Annotated in this window: 19 protein-coding genes; 16 read left to right on the top strand and 3 right to left on the bottom strand. The window is 58.7% G+C overall.

Annotation, left to right across the window (positions count from 1 at the left end):
- Positions 1 to 68 precede the first annotated feature (68 nt).
- Positions 69 to 1,070, bottom strand: coding sequence for an NAD-dependent epimerase/dehydratase family protein (locus HMPREF2682_RS00525; protein ID WP_049326920.1), 1,002 nt, complete (start codon positions 1,068 to 1,070; stop codon positions 69 to 71).
- A gap of 429 nt (positions 1,071 to 1,499) precedes the next feature.
- On the opposite strand from HMPREF2682_RS00525, the gene HMPREF2682_RS00530 reads away from it, so the two are divergent.
- The 13 genes from HMPREF2682_RS00530 (at position 1,500) to HMPREF2682_RS00590 (ending at position 15,107) form a co-directional block, all read left to right on the top strand.
- Entirely contained in the window at positions 1,500 to 3,467 is a 1,968-nt protein-coding gene (locus HMPREF2682_RS00530; RefSeq protein WP_070830499.1) for a glycosyltransferase family 2 protein, read from the top strand.
- Entirely contained in the window at positions 3,467 to 5,425 is a 1,959-nt protein-coding gene (locus tag HMPREF2682_RS00535) for a polysaccharide biosynthesis protein (RefSeq protein WP_070830501.1), read from the top strand. The genes HMPREF2682_RS00530 and HMPREF2682_RS00535 overlap by 1 nt, the downstream gene beginning before the upstream one ends.
- 252 nt (positions 5,426 to 5,677) lie before the next feature.
- The gene (locus HMPREF2682_RS00540; protein ID WP_070830503.1) at positions 5,678 to 6,964 is read left to right on the top strand and encodes an MraY family glycosyltransferase; all 1,287 of its coding nucleotides are present in this window, start codon (positions 5,678 to 5,680) and stop codon (positions 6,962 to 6,964) included.
- On the top strand, positions 6,964 to 7,536 hold the full coding sequence (locus HMPREF2682_RS00545) for a hypothetical protein (protein WP_070830505.1): 573 nt from the start codon (positions 6,964 to 6,966) through the stop codon (positions 7,534 to 7,536). The genes HMPREF2682_RS00540 and HMPREF2682_RS00545 overlap by 1 nt, the downstream gene beginning before the upstream one ends.
- A gap of 28 nt (positions 7,537 to 7,564) precedes the next feature.
- On the top strand, positions 7,565 to 7,825 hold the full coding sequence (locus HMPREF2682_RS00550; RefSeq protein ID WP_005506464.1) for a hypothetical protein: 261 nt from the start codon (positions 7,565 to 7,567) through the stop codon (positions 7,823 to 7,825).
- 112 nt (positions 7,826 to 7,937) lie between these two features.
- Positions 7,938 to 8,729: a F0F1 ATP synthase subunit A gene (gene atpB / locus HMPREF2682_RS00555; protein ID WP_005507804.1), complete on the top strand. Its 792-nt coding sequence runs from the start codon at positions 7,938 to 7,940 to the stop codon at positions 8,727 to 8,729.
- A 143-nt stretch (positions 8,730 to 8,872) separates the two neighbouring features.
- Positions 8,873 to 9,076, top strand: a complete 204-nt coding sequence (atpE, locus tag HMPREF2682_RS00560; protein WP_005506461.1) for an ATP synthase F0 subunit C — start codon at positions 8,873 to 8,875, stop codon at positions 9,074 to 9,076.
- Between the two features lie 51 nt (positions 9,077 to 9,127).
- Positions 9,128 to 9,685, top strand: coding sequence for a F0F1 ATP synthase subunit B (locus HMPREF2682_RS00565; protein ID WP_049326923.1), 558 nt, complete (start codon positions 9,128 to 9,130; stop codon positions 9,683 to 9,685).
- Complete coding sequence (locus HMPREF2682_RS00570; protein WP_049347483.1) at positions 9,685 to 10,497, top strand: F0F1 ATP synthase subunit delta; 813 nt, start codon at positions 9,685 to 9,687, stop codon at positions 10,495 to 10,497. Before HMPREF2682_RS00565 ends, HMPREF2682_RS00570 begins: the two co-directional genes overlap by 1 nt.
- A gap of 187 nt (positions 10,498 to 10,684) precedes the next feature.
- Positions 10,685 to 12,310, top strand: coding sequence for a F0F1 ATP synthase subunit alpha (gene atpA / locus HMPREF2682_RS00575; protein ID WP_070830506.1), 1,626 nt, complete (start codon positions 10,685 to 10,687; stop codon positions 12,308 to 12,310).
- Between the two features lie 75 nt (positions 12,311 to 12,385).
- Complete coding sequence (locus HMPREF2682_RS00580; RefSeq protein WP_005506457.1) at positions 12,386 to 13,327, top strand: F0F1 ATP synthase subunit gamma; 942 nt, start codon at positions 12,386 to 12,388, stop codon at positions 13,325 to 13,327.
- Positions 13,328 to 13,383: 56 nt separating this feature from the next.
- Positions 13,384 to 14,847 carry a F0F1 ATP synthase subunit beta gene (gene atpD / locus HMPREF2682_RS00585; RefSeq protein WP_005507810.1) on the top strand — a complete coding sequence of 488 codons (1,464 nt, stop codon included), beginning with the start codon at positions 13,384 to 13,386 and terminating at the stop codon, positions 14,845 to 14,847.
- A 2-nt stretch (positions 14,848 to 14,849) separates the two neighbouring features.
- Entirely contained in the window at positions 14,850 to 15,107 is a 258-nt protein-coding gene (locus tag HMPREF2682_RS00590; RefSeq protein ID WP_070830509.1) for a F0F1 ATP synthase subunit epsilon, read from the top strand.
- Between the two features lie 227 nt (positions 15,108 to 15,334).
- On the opposite strand, the gene nucS is transcribed toward HMPREF2682_RS00590, so the two are convergent.
- Entirely contained in the window at positions 15,335 to 16,048 is a 714-nt protein-coding gene (gene nucS / locus HMPREF2682_RS00595; RefSeq protein WP_070830511.1) for an endonuclease NucS, read from the bottom strand.
- A gap of 175 nt (positions 16,049 to 16,223) precedes the next feature.
- Between nucS and HMPREF2682_RS09215 the strand changes: the two genes are divergently transcribed.
- Positions 16,224 to 16,550, top strand: a complete 327-nt coding sequence (locus HMPREF2682_RS09215; protein WP_080562540.1) for an ATP/GTP-binding protein — start codon at positions 16,224 to 16,226, stop codon at positions 16,548 to 16,550.
- A 94-nt stretch (positions 16,551 to 16,644) separates the two neighbouring features.
- The gene (locus HMPREF2682_RS00600; protein WP_070830512.1) at positions 16,645 to 17,463 is read left to right on the top strand and encodes an alpha/beta hydrolase; all 819 of its coding nucleotides are present in this window, start codon (positions 16,645 to 16,647) and stop codon (positions 17,461 to 17,463) included.
- Between the two features lie 124 nt (positions 17,464 to 17,587).
- On the opposite strand, the gene HMPREF2682_RS00605 is transcribed toward HMPREF2682_RS00600, so the two are convergent.
- Positions 17,588 to 18,874, bottom strand: a complete 1,287-nt coding sequence (locus HMPREF2682_RS00605) for an AI-2E family transporter (protein WP_070830514.1) — start codon at positions 18,872 to 18,874, stop codon at positions 17,588 to 17,590.
- 293 nt (positions 18,875 to 19,167) lie between these two features.
- On the opposite strand from HMPREF2682_RS00605, the gene HMPREF2682_RS00610 reads away from it, so the two are divergent.
- On the top strand, positions 19,168 to 20,181 hold the full coding sequence (locus HMPREF2682_RS00610) for a co-chaperone YbbN (protein WP_070830516.1): 1,014 nt from the start codon (positions 19,168 to 19,170) through the stop codon (positions 20,179 to 20,181).
- Positions 20,182 to 20,306 lie beyond the last annotated feature (125 nt).

Below are 20,306 nucleotides of genomic sequence, written 5' to 3' on the forward strand. Positions count from 1 at the left end.
CCCTCTAGAGGCGCGCCACTAGGCTGTGTGTCTCAGGTCGTGCACCTTTAGGAGAGCACGCGCGCTACCTAGTTCTTCTCGAAGCGGCGGTCCTTCTTCTTACCCAGCGCGGTGTGGGCGTTGCGCAGTACTTCACGCACGCGCGGGGTGGGTAGAAGGTTGTTTTCGCGTGCCCAGGAGTCGTCGATGCCCTGGCCGAACCACATGACCTCGACCTTACGCACGGAGCCTGCGAACTTGTCATTCATCAGCTCGGAGACGGTGTAGCCCGCTTTGACGGCTGCGCGGCAGAGCCATTCGGGCAGGCGGCGCGGGTGGCGGCGACCAGCATCCACGGATGCGGAGGCGACGGTTGCGCCTTCCCAGGGCTGCAGCACGATGGTGGGTAGCTCGCCGGGGAAGGTGCCGAGCATGACCACGAATTCTGCGAGGGCGTGCACGCTGGAGACCGGGGACTTGCCGGTGCCTGCACCCGCAACGGATGCGAAGGGGGAGGAGGCCATCTTGGCGAAGAGTTCGGTGGTGCGTCGGCCGCGGCCCTGCACGCTGGTTGCGCGCAGGATGCACAGTTCGGGTGCGCTGTCGGGGTGCTCTTCGAGGAAGTAGTCCTGCAGGTCGAGCAGCGCTTCTTCGCCGAGTGCCTTGGAGAAGGAGTAGGCGCTGAACGGGTTGGTCTCTTCGGAATCATCCAGCACGAGGCGCGGGCCCTGTACTGCTGCGGAGGAGAGGTGGATGACGCGGCGTACGCCGGTTCGCTGTGCGGCGATTGCGATTACGGCGGGAAGCAGGGCGTTTGCGCCGACGAGCGGGGGCAGATCCTGCATGTTGGGTGCCGCGAGGCCTGCTGCGTTGACGACGACCTGCGCGCCCGCGAAGGCTTCTGCGAGGGAGTCGATGATGCCTTCAAGCTGGTCTGCTTCGTCGATGATGCTGTCTACGTCGAGGGCTCGGGTTGCGAGTCGAGGTGCCTCAATGGGGTCGACGCTGATACCTTCTGCGTTCAGACGCGCGACGATGGAGGAACCAACGAAGCCGCTGGCGCCAATGACTTTCCACTTGGATTCGGACATCTCTTTTACCTCTCACGAGCCCGCGTACGTTGCGGGGAAAAATGGGGTCATTTCAACTTTCCCATATTTGAACAGTTTATGGGGAATTTGTGGGGTTTTATTCGGTCTCTGGTCGTTTTTTCGCACGGGGTGCACAGCGTAAACACAGGCTGTGAAGCTGGTAGCTTGATGGATACCCAAAACTGGGTGTGCCGGTACGTCCGCTATACGGATAAATCAACTGAATTCGGTTGTTTATTTGTCATAAAGTGCGTCTTTTGGGGTGATGGTTCACTCTCTAGTGGAGACCGCAGGTAGAATATTTTCTTTGAGTGATATATCCACACGGTTGAATGCCGCGGGCGCGAGAAACACCAGAAGCGCCCAGCTTGGTATGGGTATATCGCGTACCGGCTGATTCAGGCGCATCGCGCCGCGGAGGGAGAACTTATGGCAGAAAAGTACAGCGACGTGACCGCTTTTGCCCAGCCTTCTTCCGAACAGTCTTCTTCTCACGATTCTTTGAACGAGTATCCCCGCACGGTTGCCGTGGTGGTGACTTATAACCGTGAAGACCTGCTGCCGAAGACCCTTGCTGGTATCGCTTCTGGTGAGCGTGTGCCTGCGGCGGTGGTGATCGTTGATAACGCCTCCACGGACGGTACAGCCGAGTATCTGCGCGCCCTGAACTATGAGCTGCCGGTGGATTGTATCCGCCTGGAGAGTAATATGGGCGGCGCTGGCGGTTTTGCGGTGGGTATTGACCGCGCCCTGGAGCGCCATAACCCGGACCTGGTGTGGGTTATGGATGATGACACCGAGCCGACCGAGAACACTCTGTCGGAGGCGGTTGCCGCCTGGCTGAACTATTCGCCGGTGCCTTCGCAGCGCCCCGCGGTGGTTGCCTCTCGTGTGGTGTGGACGAATGGCGAGGACCACCCGATGAACACTCCGCGCACGATGTTTGCGGCGGGGGAGCAGCGTCATGCTCGTGCGCAGGCGGTGGGTGCCCGTCCGATTCGTAGCGCCTCGTTCGTGTCGATTCTGATGGATGCGCAGGCTATTCGCCGCAACGGCGGCCTGCCCATTGCTGAGTTCTTCATTTGGAATGATGACTTCGAGTTTTCGACTCGTCTGATTCATCACCGTGACGGTATTGCGGTGCCTTCTTCGGTGGCTAAGCACCACACGAAGACTTTTGGCACGACGAACGCTGACCCGGGGCCGCGTTTCTATAACGATGTGCGTAATAAGCTGTGGGTCTTTACCCGTTCGCGTACCCTGAACCCGCTGGAGAAGTTGCTGTATGGTGGCTCGTCGGCGCGCCTGTGGATTTCTACTGTTCTGCGTACTGATGACCGCCGTACCTACCTGGGGTATTTCCTGAATGGTGTGCGTGATGGTTTGCGCGCGCCTCGCCCGAATGCTCAGGTGCTTGAGGGTATTTACCCGCTGACTTTCCCGGGCCGCTACGGCGTGCCGGTATCCGCTGAAAGCCCCGCTGACTCTGAGAAGGCGCGCGGTTGCGTGAGCTCTGTACCCGATTTCTCGGTGCTGATGAGCGTGTACGCGAAGGAGAACCCCGCCTATCTGGATCAGGCGTTGGAGTCGAATCTTCTGAACCAGACGGTGCGTCCTTCCGAGCTGGTTTTGGTGAAGGATGGTCCGCTGACCCCCGAGCTGGATGCCGTGGTGGACCGCTGGGTTCAGCGCGCCGAGAATCTGGATTGCCCGCCGATTCAGGTGGTGGAGCTGGCTCAGAATGTTGGTTTGGCGGAGGCGCTGAATGCCGGTCTGCAGGCGTGTTCGTATGAGCTGGTGGCTCGTGCTGATTCTGATGATCTGTCTGAGCCGACTCGTTTTGCGCGTCTGATTCCTGCCCTGGTGCAGGGCGGCTACACGGTGCTGGGCTCTGCCATGCTTGAGGTGAATGAGAGCAATACTGCGGTGGAGTCGACCCGCGAGGCGATTGTTGATTCTGCGCGTCTGCTCAGCGCGATGGATTCGCGCAACCCGATTTATCACCCGTCCGTGGCGTTCGTGAAGAGCGCCGTGCAGCAGCTGGGCGGTTACGAGTTCGTGCCCGGCGCTGAGGATTGGTGGCTGTGGATGCGTCTGCGCGATGCCGGCTACCGTCTCGGCAATATCCCAGAGGCGCTGGTGCGTTACCGCGTGGGTGCGGGCGCGTACACGAAGCGCGGGGGAGTGGACGCCTGGTTGCAGGATGTGGCGATTCAGCGTCGACTGTACACCGGTCACGGTATTTCTAAGCTTCAGTGGGCTCAGAATATGGCGGTGCGTAGTGTGTACCGTTTTGTTCCTGAGCAGGCGCGCCGTTCGGCGTTTCGTGCGTTGTCGTCGTTGACGGCTCGTGCTTCTTCTCGTTCTTCTGGTACCGCATCTGAAGGAGGCATGTAGTGGCTCAGTTGAAACCTCACGCTCATGTGGTGATGCAGAAGGCAGCTCAGCGCGGCACGATGGTGACGGAGGGTGACTCCGGCACGATGCTGGTGAACCGCCTGTATGAGCGTAAGCCGTGGTGGTTGATTGCGCAGGCGCTGATTGATTCGAGCGCCTGGGTTCTGGCGGTTTTGTTCGCGTACATGCTCCGCTATAGCGTGCTGCTCAGTAACGGTTCGGTGTTCGATATTATTCACCCGGCGTCGTTGACGATGACCGCTACGTTGGCTGTGGTGTTGCACCTGGTCATTGGTCTGGCGGGTGTGAAGATTTATAACGGCGTGTATTCGTACGGTTCGTTTGACGAGTCGTGGCGTGCCGGCGCGGCTGCTTTGAGCGCGGGTGCGGCGTTGACTGCTTTCTCCTTTGTGGATGAGCTGTTGGGTCTGCCGCATATGCCGCATAGTGTGCCTGCAATCGCGGCGGCATTTAGCCTGATTATGATGGCGGGCGCCCGCATGGCGAAGCGCGTCTACACTGAGCGTGGTGCGGTGCGTGAGCTGACCGGTGAGCCGGTGATTGTGTACGGTGCCGGTTTTATTGGCGGCATGGTCATGGATTCGATGCTGCACGATGAGGAGGCGAAGCTTCGCCCGGTTGCGGTCTTCGATGATGACCAGCTGAAGGCTGGTACGAAGTTCCACGGCATTTCGGTGATTACGACTTACCCTGAGCTGGAGCAGGTGATTCGTGAGTCGGGTACCCGTAAGATTCTGGTGACGATTTCGGATATGTCGGAGGACTACTTCGAGTCCTTCTGCAACCGCATGCGTAAGCTTAAGGTTGAGGTTCAGCGTATTAGTAGCGCGAATGCTCGCCTGATGGGTGAGCGTCTGATTACCGCGAGCGATAACGACCTGATGCGCGTGATTCGTGGCGAGATTAACTACGATATTGACCGCGATATTCTGCGTTCGTACCTGCACGGTAAGCGCGTGCTGGTCACCGGTGCGGGCGGTTCGATTGGTTCGGAGCTGTGCCGTCAGATTAGCGAGTTTGGCCCTGAGACTCTCATGATGCTTGATCATGATGAGACTCTTCTGATGGAGACGAAGGTTTCGATTACTCACGAGTCGAGTCTGGATGATGACCGCATTATTCTGGCTGATATTCGTGAGGGCGATAACCTGCTGGAGATTTTCCGTGACCGTCGCCCCGAGGTGGTGTTCCACGCTGCGGCTTTGAAGCATGTGTCGGCGCTGGAGGCGTACCCGCAGGAGGCGTGGAAGACGAACTCCTTGGGTACTCTGAACGTGCTGCGTGCCGCAGAGGCGGTGGGCGTGAAGACCTTCGTGAACGTTTCGACTGATAAGGCGGCGGATCCGAAGACTGCGCTGGGCCAGTCCAAGCGTGTGGCGGAGCGTCTGACCGCGTACTTTGGCGAGAAGACCGGCAATACCTACGTGTCGGTTCGTTTCGGTAACGTGTTTGGTTCGCGCGGTTCGATTAAGCCGCTCTTTACGAAGCAGATTCTTTCGGGTGGTCCGATTACCCTGACGGATAAGCGTGCGACCCGTTACTTCATGCTGATTACCGATGCCTGCCTGCTGGTGATGCTTGCTGGTGCGATTGGTCGCCCGGGCGAGGTCATGGTGCTGGATATGGGCCAGCCGGTCAAGATCCTGGACGTTGCGAAGGCGATGCGCCAGGCGTATGAGCGGTATGACGTGGAGATCAAGGAGATTGGTCTTCGCAAGGGTGAGAAGCTGGATGAGGCTCTCTTCGGTGGTACCGAGAAACTGGTACCTAGTGAGGAGAACCGGTATATTTCCCGGTCGAGTGCCCCGGCACTTGACCCTGATGAGCTCGATTATGAGCTGTGGATTCAGAACTATCGGGAGCACAGCGGCTATGAGCGTCATGGCCTGGAGCGTGCCCCTGATCCGCGTACTCTGGCGGATGCACAGACGTTCTAATCTTTACGGAATAACACCGGATGCTGCACTTGCGTGGCGGGTGCGGTATCCGGTGTTTTCTCTTTCTCGGGTGTAGAACATTTCAGGACGCAGAATATGCAGAACGTATGGAGAGAATCTGTAACGTTTAGTCCCGGGCTACTGAAGAGTTCTATAGAATACGAAGTAAACACACACTACGCACACATCGTCCTTTAGCTGCGATTCTGGAGTTTGCGTCCAGGGGAGCGGCGCCAATGCTTTGGAGCTGGTATGACCTCCTTTTCTGAGCTGTTGAGTATTTTTGCTCTTGCTTTTGTTTTGGGTGCCCTTTTGCCGTTTGCGGTGCGCCCGATTTTGCACCGCTACGACATGGTGGATGTTCCTAATGAGCGTTCTTCGCATACTGCTCCGACGTACCGCGGTATGGGGTTGGCGACTGCAGCCGCGACTCTTGTGGCGTTTGTGGTGGCTACCCTGTTCGGCTGGACGTACCGTTCTGCTGAGTCTTTGCAGCTGGCGGTGACGATTGCTGTGGCGATTCTGTGTGCTCTTGCCCTAGGCTGGCTTGAGGATATCCGCGGCGTGAGCATTGTGCGTCGTGCGGGCCTGCAGCTGGTCATTGGTCTTCTGGTAAGCGTGAGCTTTGCGACGGTACAGGGCACGAATATTCTGCTGCTGATCCTTGGCGCGATTTTTATTGCCGGCTACATTAACGTGGCGAATTTTATGGACGGCATTAACGGTATTTCTGGTGCTCACGGTCTGGTGGCTGGTTTGGCGTATGCGCTGACCGGTTGGATGGTGAACCTGCCGTGGCTGGCTTTGGCGGGTGTGGCTGTTGCCGGTGCTTTTGCGGCGTTCTTGCCGTGGAATGTGCGCCCGGGTAAGAACGTGTTTTTGGGCGATGCGGGTTCTTATGTTTTGGGCGCGGCGTTGGGCACGTTGGCTGTGGGTGCCTGGTTTGCGGATGTTCCGTTCCTGTTGGCTTTTGCCCCGCTGATGACTTATCTGGCGGACGCGGGTACGACTCTGTTCCGTCGTTTTATGGCGGGGGAGCAATGGTACAAGCCGCACCGTACTCACACGTATCAGCGTCTGACGGATGTTGGTTTCAGCCACCTTGGTTCGACCGCCGTGGTGACCGGTACGACCATTCTGGTGTGGGTGCTGTTGGCATTTGCGTCTGATCTGTATGCTGCGGGATCTGTGGTGGCGACCGTGGGTGTGGTGCTTGTGGCTCTTGCCGTGCTGGTGGTGTATCTGCGTATGCCGCAGCTCTTTGGCGGTGAGGCTCCTACTTCTACGATTGATCTGTCGAAGCGTTTTGCAGCGGATTTGAAGGGTTCGGCGTCGAAGGCGAATTCGGCAACTGCGGAGCCTGCTACCGGCTCTTTGACCTCGGCAACTGGCGTTCCTGCGACTCCTGAGAATGTTGAGCCGACCTCGCTGCATCCGGAGCCGATTATGCCGGATTCGGTGAAGGATCGTACGGGTCAGTCTTCTTCTGCTTCCTCTTCTTCGACGCAGTCTAATCAGAATCGTGGGGAGAAACACTAATGGTTTCTGAACGCTCTAAAGCCTCAGTTGAGACTCCTTTAGAGCCTTTGTGGCGGCGCGTAGTCGACGTTCTCTGGTATCCACCTGCTGAACGCAAGAAGCAGCAGAAACACCGCCGAGAGCGTGCTCAAGCAGGTTTGAAGGTATCTTCCTTCGAGAGTCAAGAGCTTTCCTGGAAATTTTTGTTCTACAGAGTATCGACTTACTCTCTGCTGGCTTGGTTGGGCGGTATGATGAGTGCGTACCTGTTTGCGGGCCCCGTGGGCGCGCTAGGAATAACATTGGGCTTTCTGATAATCTATATATGCTTCACTCTGGGCGTATTAGTTATGTTGGTTGCTCCCATTTTCGACTGGGGTGTACCCAAATCGCTGGTGGTGAGCTACCTCGTGAAGATTGCTCTGCTCGGTCTGGTATTGATGTTTGTGCCATTCCCCGAGAATCTGAGGCACGGTTGGACTCTCGCAGGCGCATGTACCGGCGTGATTCTGTGGATTGTTATTGAAACAGTCAGCATCGCACGACTGAGAATTTTGTACTTCGACACCGACTCGGAAGACCATGGTCGGTAACACGATTGGTGTTTGAAAGGAAAAACGTTTGGCCGAAGAGAAGAAGTGGTGGGACGGAGATAAAAAGCTCCGCACCACCGGAGAATTGGTATCTGACGGAGGTCTCTCCGGCGCCGTCATGTCGATTCTCTATCTGATCATCGGTGTAGCGGTGTGGGGAGGCATCGGTTACCTCGGTGACCTGGTCTTCTCCACCACCTGGCTGGTGTGGGTTGGCGTCTTGATTGGCGCTGTTGGAGGTTTGACCCTCGTCTTTACCCACATGACCAGGCAGAATAAAGACCGTTAGGTCATTGAACGCGGACCGCTAGGTCACACATTCATCCATGTAGTTAGCATGTCAGTCGTTTATAGGCAGACATGGGCTCTTGATAGCCACTAGTAGCAAGAAAGGACTTGCTTTGATCGAGAACGGGTTGATCCTCGCGGAAGCCTATGTGCCGCCGACCCCTGAAGACATGCATCTGCCCCCCTTCTTCACCATTGGTGATTTCGCTTTCGGTAAGCAGAACGTACTGATTCTGCTGTCCGTGGTGATTATTGCGGTCTTCTTCCTCACCGCAGCACGTAAGCGTGCCATGGTTCCCGGCAAGACTCAGTTCATTGCTGAATCCGGCTACATGTTTGCTCGTAACTCCCTCGGCAAGGAAACCCTGGGCGTTCAGCACTACAAGCCTTTCGTGCCGATTCTGTTCGCCTCCTTCTTCTTCGTTCTGGTGAACAACCTCTTCGGTTCGATTCCGTTTGTTCAGCTGCCCTCCTTCTCCCACCCCGGTAGCGCCTACGCACTGGCTGGCGTCGCATACCTGACCTGGGTTGGTGTTGGTATCAAGCGCAAGGGCTTGGGCGGCTTCTTCAAGGACATCACCATGCCTTCGGGTCTGCCGGTCTGGATTTACCCCATCCTGATTCCGATCGAGTTCTTCTCGAACCTGCTGATTCGTCCGGCAACTCACGCACTGCGTCTCTTCGCGACCATGTTCGGTGGTCACCTGGCGCTGATGGTTGCATCCAGCATGGTGACCTACATGGTTGAGACCCTGGGTGGCATCGGCTACCTGGCTGCTATTGCTCCCGGTGCTCTGGGCATGTTCCTGTACTTCCTGGAATTCATGATTCAGTGCATCCAGGCTTATGTGTTCGCTCTGCTGCTGGCTGTGTACTTGCAGGGCTCGGTTTCCGAGGGACACTAAACTCTCTAGTTTTTTAGGTTTTCGCGTTCGTCATTGGGCGTGAATAAAGCAACCCACACGTTCACTGTGCGGGCTATTAACTCAAATCAAACTCTGTTCGGTCCGGGTATGTTCCCGGTCGAACACTGTTGAAAGGAAAAATAATGGTTGGTTCCATCACTGCGGTTGGCTACGGTCTGGCAGCTATTGGCGGCGGCATCGGCGTGGGTCTGATCTTCGCGGCATACATGACCAGCGTTGCTCGTCAGCCCGAGTCCCAGAAGACCCTGCAGCCCATGCTGTTCCTGGGCTTCGCACTGGTCGAGGCACTGGCAATTCTGGGCCTGGTTCTCGTCTTCATCAAGTAACCGGCTCTGCCACATCCTAAACGACCCATCCCATAGAACAGGATTCCCTCCATGATTTATCTGGCAAGCGAAGGGGGAGCGGAGGCAACTTCGAACCCCCTGATTCCCGACGTCGGGGAAATTGTCATTACCCTCATCGGATTCCTGATCCTCTACTACATCGTTGCTAAGTACGTTGTCCCGGCGTTCGAGAAGATCTACCAGGACCGTAAGGAAGCAATCGAAGGTGGCCTTGCCAAGGCCGAGAAGGCACAGGCAGAGGCTGCAGCGGCTCGCGATGAGTACACCCAGCAGCTCGAAAGCGCTCGACTGGAGGCTCAGAAGATTCGTGAAGAGGCACGCGCAGAGGGCGAGGCAATCATTGCCGATGCTCGCGAGCGTGCAACCGCTGAGGCTCAGCGCATTAGCGATAATGCAGCAAAGGCTATCGAGGCAGAGCGTGCGGCAGCAGCAGTGTCCCTCCGTTCCGAGGTTGGCACTCTTGCTACGACCCTTGCCGGCAAGATTGTGGGCGAAGCCCTCAACGATGATGAGCGATCGGCCCGTGTGGTAGATCGTTTTCTTGCTGACCTTGAAACCGAGAAGCAGAACGCAGGTGCGGCTCGGTAATGGCAGGAGTATCTACTGAATCACTGAGCAAGGTGGAAGAGGTGCTGGAAGCTCACGCTTCCCTGCAGCCCCTGAACCTGGCGAGCGAGCTTTTCGCTGTGGTTGATGTTCTCGACCACAACGGCACCCTGCGCCGTGCTGTCACCGATTCTTCGCGTGATGCAGCAGCACGTCAGGGTATCGCTAACACCGTCTTCGGCGGCAAGATCTCTTCTCAGGCTATGGCTGTGCTCACCAGTGCGGTGGCTCAGCGCTGGTCCGATGATGCTGATCTGGCGAATGCCCTGGAGCGTGCAGCAGTGCTCGCCGTGACCGCATCGGCTCAGTCTCGCGGTGGCGTGGACGCCCTGGACGAGGTACTCAACGAACTACTCACCTTTGTGCGTACCGTTGATTCCAACGCTCAGGCGCAGGAAGCGCTGTCCGACCATCAGGCAAGCAAAGAAGCAAAGAAGAAGCTCGCCGTGGCGCTCGGTGGCCCCGCCACCACCGCCGAAGGTGTGCTTCTGCTCGAACGAGTTGGCTCCAACCCCCGCGGCCGTCACGCTGCACGGGTAGCCGATGAGTTCGCAGAAATCATCGTCACGCGACAGAACCGTTACATTGCGCGAGTAACTAGCGCGATTGCGCTGTCGCAGGCACAGCTTGAACGTCTCGGTCGCACGCTCAACGCCGTGTACGGCCGTGAGCTGAAGCTCGACGTTTCGGTGGACCCCGCCGTTCTGGGCGGTCTGCGTGTTCAGGTGGGCGACGAGGTGATCGACGGTACCGTCGAGACCCGCATGTCCGACCTGGCTCGTTCCATCGGCTAGCGGCTCAAGCTAGCGACGCTGAACCGTTCGTCGCAACGGTGATTTAGAAGATACCTCGGGTAGCGGGTGCGTGGCAGATGCCTCCTTCGCAGAAGCGGCGGCATTGCCCGCCCGTTCAACCCGAATTGCAAGTTTCGGTTGGTTCCGTTGACGGAACGCAACCACAATGAGAGAGCAGGGACACAAGATGGCCGAACTGACCATCAATGCCGAAGATGTCCGTAATGCGCTGAACGAGTTTGCAGCGTCTTACGAACCCGGCAATGCAGAACGTGTTGAGGTGGGTCGAGTTGTATCGGCCTCCGACGGTATCGCTCGTGTCGAGGGCCTTCCCTCGGTTATGGCGAATGAGCTGCTTCGTTTCGAAGACGGCACCCTCGGCCTCGCACAGAACCTGGATACCCGCAATATTGGTGTGATCGTCCTGGGTGACTTCACCGGTATTGAAGAGGGCCAGGTCGTACACCGCACCGGTGAGGTCCTCTCGGTGCCCGTTGGCGACGCGTACCTCGGTCGCGTTGTTGACCCCCTCGGTAACCCGATCGATGATCTGGGCCCCATCGAGGCCGAAGGTCGCCGCGCACTGGAGCTGCAGGCTCCCGGCGTGACCCAGCGTAAGTCGGTTCACGAGCCGCTGCAGACCGGCTTGAAGGCAATCGACTCGATGATTCCGATCGGTCGCGGTCAGCGTCAGCTGATCATTGGTGACCGCCAGACCGGTAAGACCGCTATCGCGATCGACACCATTCTGAACCAGAAGGACAACTGGGCTTCCGGCGACCCCGAGAAGCAGGTTCGATGCATCTACGTGGCTGTCGGCCAGAAGGCATCCACCATTGCAGCTGTCCGCCACACCCTTGAGACTCGCGGCGCGCTGGAGTACACCACCATCGTGGCATCTCCCGCATCCGACGCAGCAGGCTTCAAGTACCTGGCACCCTACACCGGTTCGGCTATCGGCCAGCACTGGATGTACGGTGGCAAGCACGTCCTCATCATCTTCGACGACCTGTCGAAGCAGGCAGAAGCATACCGCGCTGTGTCCCTGCTGCTGCGCCGCCCGCCGGGACGTGAAGCATACCCCGGTGACGTCTTCTACCTGCACTCCCGCCTGCTGGAGCGTTGCGCTAAGCTCTCCGACGACCTCGGCGCAGGTTCGATGACCGGCTTCCCGATCATTGAGACCAAGGCAAACGACGTTTCCGCCTTCATTCCGACCAACGTCATCTCCATTACTGACGGCCAGATCTTCCTGCAGTCCGACCTGTTCAACGCTAACCAGCGTCCGGCAGTCGACGTCGGTATCTCCGTCTCCCGTGTTGGTGGTGCCGCACAGACCAAGGCTATGAAGAAGGTCTCCGGTACCCTGAAGCTGGAGCTGGCACAGTACCGTGCAATGGAAGCGTTCGCAATGTTCGCATCCGACCTGGACGACGCTACCAAGGCACAGCTGACCCGCGGTTCTCGCCTGACCGAGCTGCTGCGTCAGCCGCAGTACACCCCGTACGCAGTTGAAGAGCAGGTTGTCTCCATTTGGGCTGGTACCTCCGGTCACCTCGACGACATCGAGATTTCCGACGTGCTGCGCTTCGAGGAAGGCTTCATCGAGTACCTGCGTCACAAGACCTCGGTACTGACCGATATCGCTTCCTCCGGCAAGCTTGAGGATGACACCGTTGCAGCTCTGAAGTCCGCAGTTGCTGACTTCAAGCAGGGTTTCAAGTCTGAGGGCAGCAGCCACCTCGTCGACGCAGGTCACGAGGAGCACAAGGTAGCTCGCGATAGCGACATCACTCAGGAAACCATCGGTTAGCGATTAGTCCTCGCCTTCTCCCCGCCTCAGCTATGAGGCTGGGGCGGGGCAGAAAGCAAGGAGAAAGGAAGCTCTATGGGAGCCCAGATTAGGGTTTACCGACAGAAGATTGCTTCGACGTCGTCTATGAAGAAGATCTTCAAGGCGATGGAGATGATCGCGACCTCCCGCATTAACAAGGCTCGTAACGCTGCTCAGGCAGCCGGCCCTTACGCGAACGCTCTGACCCGCGTGGTGACTGCGGTTGCGACTCAGCACGGTATTAAGCACCCGCTGATTCACAAGCCGCATGAGTTCGGAACCTACGAACACCGCCGCTCCGCAATCCTGGTTGTTACCAGCGACCGCGGTCTGGCAGGTTCGTACTCCTCCGCTATCCTGCGTCGTACCGAATCTCTGATTGAGAGGCTGCGCTCTAACGGCCAGGAGGTACAGCTGTACCTGGTTGGCCGTAAGGCAAAGGCTTACTTCGAGTTCCGTGAGCGCCCCTACGCCCGTGCGTGGGAGGGCCACACCGATGCACCTCGCGTCGAAACCGCCGTCGAGATTCGTGACGCGCTACTCGAAGCCTACGACCTGCCCTTCGAAGAGGGCGGCGTGGACGAACTGCACATCGTGTACACCGAGTTCAAGTCGATGGTTGTTCAGGAACCCAAGATCCTGCGCCTGCTGCCCATCCACGTGGGTGACGCAAAGGCTATGGGCGAGGAAATCGTTCCCGACCAGGAACTGACCAAGGCTGAGTACGAGCAGGCGGCATCCTTCGAGTTCGAGCCCTCCGCCGAGGAAGTGCTCAACGAGCTGCTGCCGCGCTACGTTGCATCCCGTATCTTCTCCTGCCTCCTGCAGGCAGCGGCAAGTGAGTTGGCATCCCGCCAGCGCGCAATGAAGACCGCAGGTGACAACGCTGAGACGCTGATTACCAAGTACACCCGTTTGATGAACAACGCACGTCAGGCGGAAATTACTCAGGAGCTCTCCGAAATCGTGGGCGGCGCAGACGCCCTCGGCTCCTAGTACTCGTACGCCAACGAAGCCATCAACTGTCCAAACTTTCTAAGTAAGTGAGAAATATGACTGCCACCTACAACGAATCGGTCTCCGCACCGACTCAGGGCGCAACGGGTCGTATTGCCCGCGTCATCGGCCCCGTGGTCGACGTCGAGTTCCCCGCCGGTCAGGTCCCCGAGATTTACAACGCTCTGACCACCGAGCTGACCCTCGACGGTCGCACCCGCACCATCACCTTCGAGACCGCACAGCACCTGGGCGACTCGATCGTTCGCGCTATCTCCCTGCAGCAGACTGACGGCCTGGTCCGCGGTCAGGCTGTAGTCGACACCGGCGCACCGATCTCCGTCCCCGTTGGTGACGGCGTGAAGGGCCACATCTTCAACGTTCTCGGTGACGCACTCGACGTGCCGAACTCCGAGATCAAGGCTGACACCTACTGGCCGATCCACCGTGCCGCTCCCGGCTTCGCAGAGCTGGAAGGCTCCACCGAAATGCTGGAGACCGGTATTAAGTCCATCGACCTTCTGACCCCCTACATCAAGGGCGGTAAGATTGGTCTGTTCGGTGGTGCAGGCGTGGGTAAGACCGTGCTGATCCAGGAAATGATTACCCGTGTGGCTCGTAACTTCGGTGGTACCTCCGTGTTCACCGGTGTGGGCGAGCGTACCCGTGAGGGTAACGACCTGTGGGTCGAAATGGAAGAAGCAGGCGTTCTGAAGGACACCGCTCTTGTGTTCGGCCAGATGGATGAGCCCCCGGGAACCCGTCTGCGCGTGGCACTGACCGGTCTGACCATGGCGGAGTACTTCCGCGATGTTCAGAACCAGGACGTGCTGCTGTTCATCGACAACATCTTCCGTTTCACTCAGGCAGGTTCTGAGGTTTCCACCCTGCTGGGCCGCATGCCCTCCGCAGTGGGTTACCAGCCGAACCTGGCGGACGAAATGGGTCTGCTGCAGGAGCGTATCACCTCCACCCGCGGTCACTCCATCACCTCCATGCAGGCAATTTACGTGCCTGCGGATGACTACACCGACCCGGCGCCGGCAACCACCTTCGCGCACCTGGATGCGACCACCGAGCTCTCTCGTGAAATCGCATCGCGCGGTCTGTACCCGGCAATTGACCCGCTGTCCTCCACCTCCCGAATTCTGGACGCACAGTACATCGGTCAGGAGCACTACGACACCGCAATTCGCGTGAAGGCTATTCTGCAGGAAAACAAGGAACTGCAGGACATCATCGCGATTCTGGGTGTGGACGAGCTCTCCGAGGAGCAGAAGATCGTCGTGGCACGTGCACGTCGTATCGAGCAGTTCCTCTCCCAGAACACCTACACTGCAAAGCAGTTCACCGGTGTCGAGGGTTCGACCGTTCCGCTGAAGGACACCATCGAGTCCTTCCAGATGATCTGCAACGGCGATGTCGACCACATCCCCGAGCAGGCGTTCTACAACATTGGTGGTATGGACGACGTTATGCGCCGCTACGAGGAAATCAAGGCACAGACTGGAGCTAAGTAATCATGGCTCTGAAAGTTGAAGTTGTTTCCCGCGAACGCGTCGTGTGGACTGGCGAAGCGAAGTACGTTCGTGCACGCTCCGTCAGCGGTGACCTCGGCATCCTGCCGGGTATGATCCCCACCTGCACGCTGCTGGCACAGGACGGCGAGCTGCTCATTGAACCTGTTGAGGGTGAGACCATTAAGACCATCCTCAACGCAGGTTTCTTGACCGTCTCGAACGATCACGTGACCATCGCTGCAAAGCACGCACAGATCTAAAGCCGGTTCTCCGCAGAGGGAATTAGCCGCTGTGTACACCTCGCCGGTGTTCCACCCCGTAAAGGGGAGGGACACCGGCGATTGGTGTATCTGGGGTAGGTCGTGTGCACAGAAAGATTGTGTGCAGAGACCGACAGCGAGCACAGAAAAGGGGCGCCTCCCATGGGTGGGAGGCGCCCCTCAAGCTATGTGTAGCCGCCTAGCTAGAACTGTTTAGCTAGAGCCGTTTAGAACAGGCGGTCAGCCGAGTCGTCTACGCCGCGCATCGCGTCGTAATCCAGGCTCACGCAGCGGATGCCGCGGTCCTCAGCCAAGGTGCGCGCCTGCGGCTTAATCGTCTGCGCCGCAAATACACCGCGCACCGGAGCCAGCAGCGGGTCACGGTTGAGCAACTCCAGGTAGCGGGTCAGCTGCTCCACGCCATCGATATCACCCACACGCTTGAGCTCGACCGCCACAGAGACGCCGTGCGCGTCCTTCGCCATGATGTCGACCGGACCGATAGCGGTCGGGTACTCGCGGCGCACCAGCGAATAGCCCTCGCCGAGAGTGTGGATCTGCTCGGCGAGCAGGCGCTGCAGGTCAGCCTCCACGCCGTCCTTAATGAGGCCGGGGTCAATACCCAGGTCAGTGGTGTGCTCGTGCTCAATCTTGTAGATGCGAATCATGAGGCGGTCATCGCTCTTCGCCGCCTGAACGGTCCACAGCTGCTGAACATCGGATTCCAGGTCCTCACGGATGCTCTGCGGAACGTCCTCACGATCAGCCACCAGCAGGGAGCAGGGAGGGCTCATCCAGTTCAGGGGCTTGTAGGAACCGCCGTCGGAGTGAATGAGGACGGAGCCGTCATTCTTGACCATCAGCAGGCGGGTAGCGCGGGGCAGGTGGGCGCGGAGGCGGCCCTCATAATCTACGGAGCATTCAGCAATGACAATACGCATCCGTCCACTCTAGCAGGTACAAGTGTTTGGCTCTAGCAGGTGAGGGTATGAGCTAGGGAACCAGCGCAGGATGTAAAGCGGAGGAGAAGAGGCGTGAGAACTCAGAAGAGCGCAGAGCGAACAGCGGCGAGGCTGGTAGATAGAGAAGGCTGCGGGGCGCGGTAGAATAGGGCTCATGGCACGTAAGAATCATCCCGGCAGGCGAGCATCCGGCACCACCAGCGATAAGTGGCACCGTCAAGCACCCGCAGGGCGTGATATCAGCAGGATCCTGGACCCTGCGCCCCGACTGGAACGTGACCGATACGGCGACTGGCTGGTGCAATACATTCCCGCCGTCAACGCCCAAAAAACCTACACCTGCCCCGAATGCTACCGCCCGATTCCGCCCAGAACCGCGCACCTGGTGGTGTGGCAGGAAAGCCACACGATGGGGCGTAGCCGCGCCATTGATGAACGCAGGCACTGGCATCAGCACTGCTGGCGCACCCGCCGCAAATAAGCTGAACACTGCACTTTAGGTGTAGCCAAAGACCAAAGACCAAAGACCAAAGACCCTAGTCCACATTCTCGAATCCGATTCTTGAAGGAACGCAATGAGCAACACCGCCGATATTACCCGCGAGCAGGAATTCGATCCCGCCCGCTACGTCTTCAGCACCGCCGCTGAACCTACCCCCATTAAAGCACGCACCGTGCTTCCTGCACGCCGCGAGAACTTCACCGTCACCACCGCGGACGGCAAGCGCCTCGTCGGTGAACTCGCCCTGCCCGAAGGCGAAGTCAAGGCAACCCTGGTGACCTTCCACCCGCTGCCCACCCACGGCGGCTACATGGACTCGCACGTGTACAAGAAGGCGTCCTTCCGACTGCCGGCGCTGTCGAACATTGCGGTACTGCGTTTTAACACTCGCGGCACCTCCTCGATTCGTGGCACCAGCGAAGGCGTTTTTGACGGCGGCTTTGCCGAGAAGAAGGACTTCGACGCAATCCTGAAGTTCGTGCGTGAGCGCGCCCTGCCGAACCCCTGGCTGGTCGGCTGGTCCTTCGGTACCGAGCTGGTGCTCAAGTACGGTCCCGAATACGCGAACGAGTTCACCGGCGCTATTCTGCTTTCCCCGCCGCTGCACCGCGTGCACCCGGCTGAGCTGGACGAGTGGAACAAGATCTCGAACCCGCTGTACGCGCTGGTGCCCGAGCACGACGACTACCTGCAGCCTCCGGCGGCGCGTGAGCGCTTCGCGGCTGTGCCCCGTACCCAGGTTCTTCCCTTCGAGGGGTGCAAGCACCTGTGGGTGGGCGAGAAGTCCGTGCAGCAGGTCCTGAACACTATTGTCAGCATCGTGACCGGTGTGCCCACCGAACTGCCCACCGAGTACAACGGCGCGGTGGCAGAAGAAATTACTGAGCTCTAAATGCTCAGCGCATAAACGTAAAGGCGGCGGCTTTGGATAGAACATCCAAAGCCGCCGCCTTCTGCGTTATATGCGATGCCCGCCCCAGGGGAGAGCAACGAGCGTGTAGAGAATCTAGAGCTGATTACAGCTGATCCTGGCGAGGAATGAACACCTCGCGCACCAGAATCAGCATGGAAGCTGCCACCGGAATAGCAATCAGCGCACCCAGCACGCCCCAGAGAGCGCCACCGGCAGCCACCGAAATAATCGCAACACCGGCAGGAACCGACACAGCACGAGCCATAATACGCGGAGAAATCAGGTACGCCTCCACCTGCAGATACAGGAAGTACGCCACCGCAAACCACAGCGCCAGACTCCAGCCCTGAGTCAGCAGAATCAGCGAGGTCAAAATCAGCGCAATCACGCCACCAACCAGCGGAATGAACGCCAGAATCATGACCACCAAAGCCATCAACTGCGGGAAGCTGAAGCCCAGAAACAGCATAATAAAGAACGCCACAAAAGCATTCAGAACAGCAACCAGAGCCTGACCCATCACGTAGTTACCCACCGACTCGGTAATCTTGTCGGTAATGTACTTGACGCGCACACGCTTAGACGCCGGCGCCAGACGCACACCCCACGCCTTGATAGTGTCCATCGAAGTGAGGAAGTACAGTGACAGGAACAGTACAATAATTACGCCGGTCACGCTCTGCGCCAGGGTAGAACCAGCAGAAACCAGACTCGACATGAAGCTATTGACCTGCGAGGAAGAGAAAGTCGTCTCCAGGAACTTCGGGACGTTCTCGTTCACCCAGCTGCTAATGCTAAAGCGCTGATCAAGCTCGTGATACCAATCAGAATCAATCGTGTTCTGATAGATACCCGGTGCATACTGAACAAACTTAGATGCCTGCTCGCTAATAATCGGGCCAATGGTCATGACCAGACCGGTCACGGCGCCAGCAAAACCAGCAAGCACAGCAATCACACCGATACCGCGCTTAATGCCCCATGACTCCAGGCGACGCACAATCGGGTCCAGACCCAGAGCAATGAAAATAGCGCCGGTCACCCAACCCACCAGGGCACCCACATTATTGAAAATGTAGTAGGCGAAAAGCGCCAAACCCACGCCAACGGTCATGAGGAAGCCGAACGCAACCGGGTTGTGCATCATGGAGGTCTTGCCGTTACCGACAACCTTCGGCGCCGGGGGAGCATCCTCAGAAGCGGCGGGAACCACCGGAATGGTATCCGTAGGAGGCATGGAAGCACGGCGACGGTTGGAACGCACCTGGCTAATGCTTTCGGTCAGCTCGCTGAAGGTCTCCGTAATCTGGTCGGTGAGGGATTCCTTCTTACGCGGCTCGTCAGACGATGAGGTCTCTTCGGGAGCTGCTGAGGATTTCTTCTCGCTCATGCTCTTCCTTTCCGGATCATTCCGGGTATTTTTTCTCTACTGTGCCATTCTACCGGCTGGGTCGTCTTGTTACCGTGCCATCGGTGAATGCTAGAGGTAGGGGAGCGCAGGTGGGAGAGGTATCTGCGAGGCGGTCCGGGCATTAGCCCAAACATGAACCCCGGCATGAGCTCAGAGCGTAGGCGATAGAGAACGGGCGCTGGCAACGGTGCGTTGTGGGGATAATAGAGGAAGGAACGCGTGAAGGGTCTAGCCCTCACGCAACGATAGATAAGAACGTAAAGGAGCCCAGGATGAGCATTATTTTTGATCCGGCAGACCGCGGCGCATCCCAGAACGCGGCACAGGGTAACGGCGCACAGGGCGGTGTTGTACAGAACGGTGCAGCGCAGGAGATTCCCGCCTCCGTACGCAACGCCATGGAACTGAACCCCAACGCTGGGGCACAGAACACTGCGGCACAGGGTAACGCCCAGACCGGTGAGCAGACTCCCTCCGCACCCACCTGGCGCTACGAGGTCAACACCCCCGAAGAGTTCCAGAAGTTCGTGCAGCTCTCCAGTCAGGGTGCCGTAATCTTTGCGCTCTACGCGCCGCACTCGCCCTCCTCCCTGCAGATGCTCGAAGGCGTGCAGAAGCTCGTCGACTCCGCCGCAGGCACCATGATTTGTGCCGCCGTGGATGTCACCAAGCTCCCCGAAGCAGCCCAAGCATTCGGCGTGAGCGGCGTGCCCGCAGGCGTTGCCGTTCTGGCGGGCCGCCCGGCACCGATTTACACCGGCCCGGTCAGCGCAGAAGACCTCGGCGATGTGCTCTCCCAGGTTCTGCAGCTCGCGGCGCAGTACCAGCTGCCCGGCGGCTTCGACCCGGTCGTTCCCGAAGATGAAAAGCCCCTGCCGCCCCTGCACGCAGAAGCCGTCGCCGCCCTCGACCGCGGCGACCTGGAGGGTGCCCGCGCCGCATACCGCAAGGCAATCACCGAGAACCCCGGCGATAAGGAAGCGAAGCTCGGCCTGGAACAGGTTGAACTGCTTGCCCGCGTGAAGGACCTGGACATGGCAACCGAACGCGCGGCGGCCGCGGCAGACCCCATGAACATTGACGCCGCGTTCAACGTAGCCGACCTGGACCTGGTGGGCGGTCACGTGGAGGATGCCTACAACCGTCTGCTGCGCCTGTTCAGCGCCGTCGGCCCCGACGATAAGGCGCGCGTGCGCGAGCGCCTCGTGCAGCTCTTCGACGTGGTGGGTGCATCTGACCCGCGCACCGTGAAGGCACGTGCGGCGCTGACCATGGCGCTGTTCTAAAAGGCGCTGTTCTCAAAACAGCTCGCGAAGAGAGCTGAGCCGGTCTAGTCGGCTGAAACTTTGAATACGGACGGGCTATCGTCTACCCCCACACTCGGGCTGTGGGGTAGGCGGTAACCCGTTCT

The sequence above is a fragment of the Rothia sp. HMSC061D12 genome (assembly GCF_001836735.1).
Taxonomy (GTDB): Bacteria; Actinomycetota; Actinomycetes; order Actinomycetales; family Micrococcaceae; genus Rothia.

Bases quoted from the DNA above. Each gene is read 5' to 3' on its own strand.
- HMPREF2682_RS09215 (WP_080562540.1), top strand. From the start codon at position 16,224: ATGGCACGTAAGAATCATCCCGGCAGGCGAGCATCCGGCACCACCAGC.
- HMPREF2682_RS00540 (WP_070830503.1), top strand. From the start codon at position 5,678: ATGACCTCCTTTTCTGAGCTGTTGAGTATTTTTGCTCTTGCTTTTGTT.
- HMPREF2682_RS00590 (WP_070830509.1), top strand. From the start codon at position 14,850: ATGGCTCTGAAAGTTGAAGTTGTTTCCCGCGAACGCGTCGTGTGGACT.
- HMPREF2682_RS00525 (WP_049326920.1), bottom strand. From the start codon at position 1,070: ATGTCCGAATCCAAGTGGAAAGTCATTGGCGCCAGCGGCTTCGTTGGT.
- atpE (WP_005506461.1), top strand. From the start codon at position 8,873: ATGGTTGGTTCCATCACTGCGGTTGGCTACGGTCTGGCAGCTATTGGC.
- HMPREF2682_RS00530 (WP_070830499.1), top strand. From the start codon at position 1,500: ATGGCAGAAAAGTACAGCGACGTGACCGCTTTTGCCCAGCCTTCTTCC.
- HMPREF2682_RS00605 (WP_070830514.1), bottom strand. From the start codon at position 18,874: ATGAGCGAGAAGAAATCCTCAGCAGCTCCCGAAGAGACCTCATCGTCT.
- HMPREF2682_RS00570 (WP_049347483.1), top strand. From the start codon at position 9,685: ATGGCAGGAGTATCTACTGAATCACTGAGCAAGGTGGAAGAGGTGCTG.
- atpA (WP_070830506.1), top strand. From the start codon at position 10,685: ATGGCCGAACTGACCATCAATGCCGAAGATGTCCGTAATGCGCTGAAC.
- HMPREF2682_RS00545 (WP_070830505.1), top strand. From the start codon at position 6,964: ATGGTTTCTGAACGCTCTAAAGCCTCAGTTGAGACTCCTTTAGAGCCT.
- HMPREF2682_RS00610 (WP_070830516.1), top strand. From the start codon at position 19,168: ATGAGCATTATTTTTGATCCGGCAGACCGCGGCGCATCCCAGAACGCG.
- HMPREF2682_RS00600 (WP_070830512.1), top strand. From the start codon at position 16,645: ATGAGCAACACCGCCGATATTACCCGCGAGCAGGAATTCGATCCCGCC.
- atpD (WP_005507810.1), top strand. From the start codon at position 13,384: ATGACTGCCACCTACAACGAATCGGTCTCCGCACCGACTCAGGGCGCA.
- nucS (WP_070830511.1), bottom strand. From the start codon at position 16,048: ATGCGTATTGTCATTGCTGAATGCTCCGTAGATTATGAGGGCCGCCTC.
- HMPREF2682_RS00565 (WP_049326923.1), top strand. From the start codon at position 9,128: ATGATTTATCTGGCAAGCGAAGGGGGAGCGGAGGCAACTTCGAACCCC.
- HMPREF2682_RS00580 (WP_005506457.1), top strand. From the start codon at position 12,386: ATGGGAGCCCAGATTAGGGTTTACCGACAGAAGATTGCTTCGACGTCG.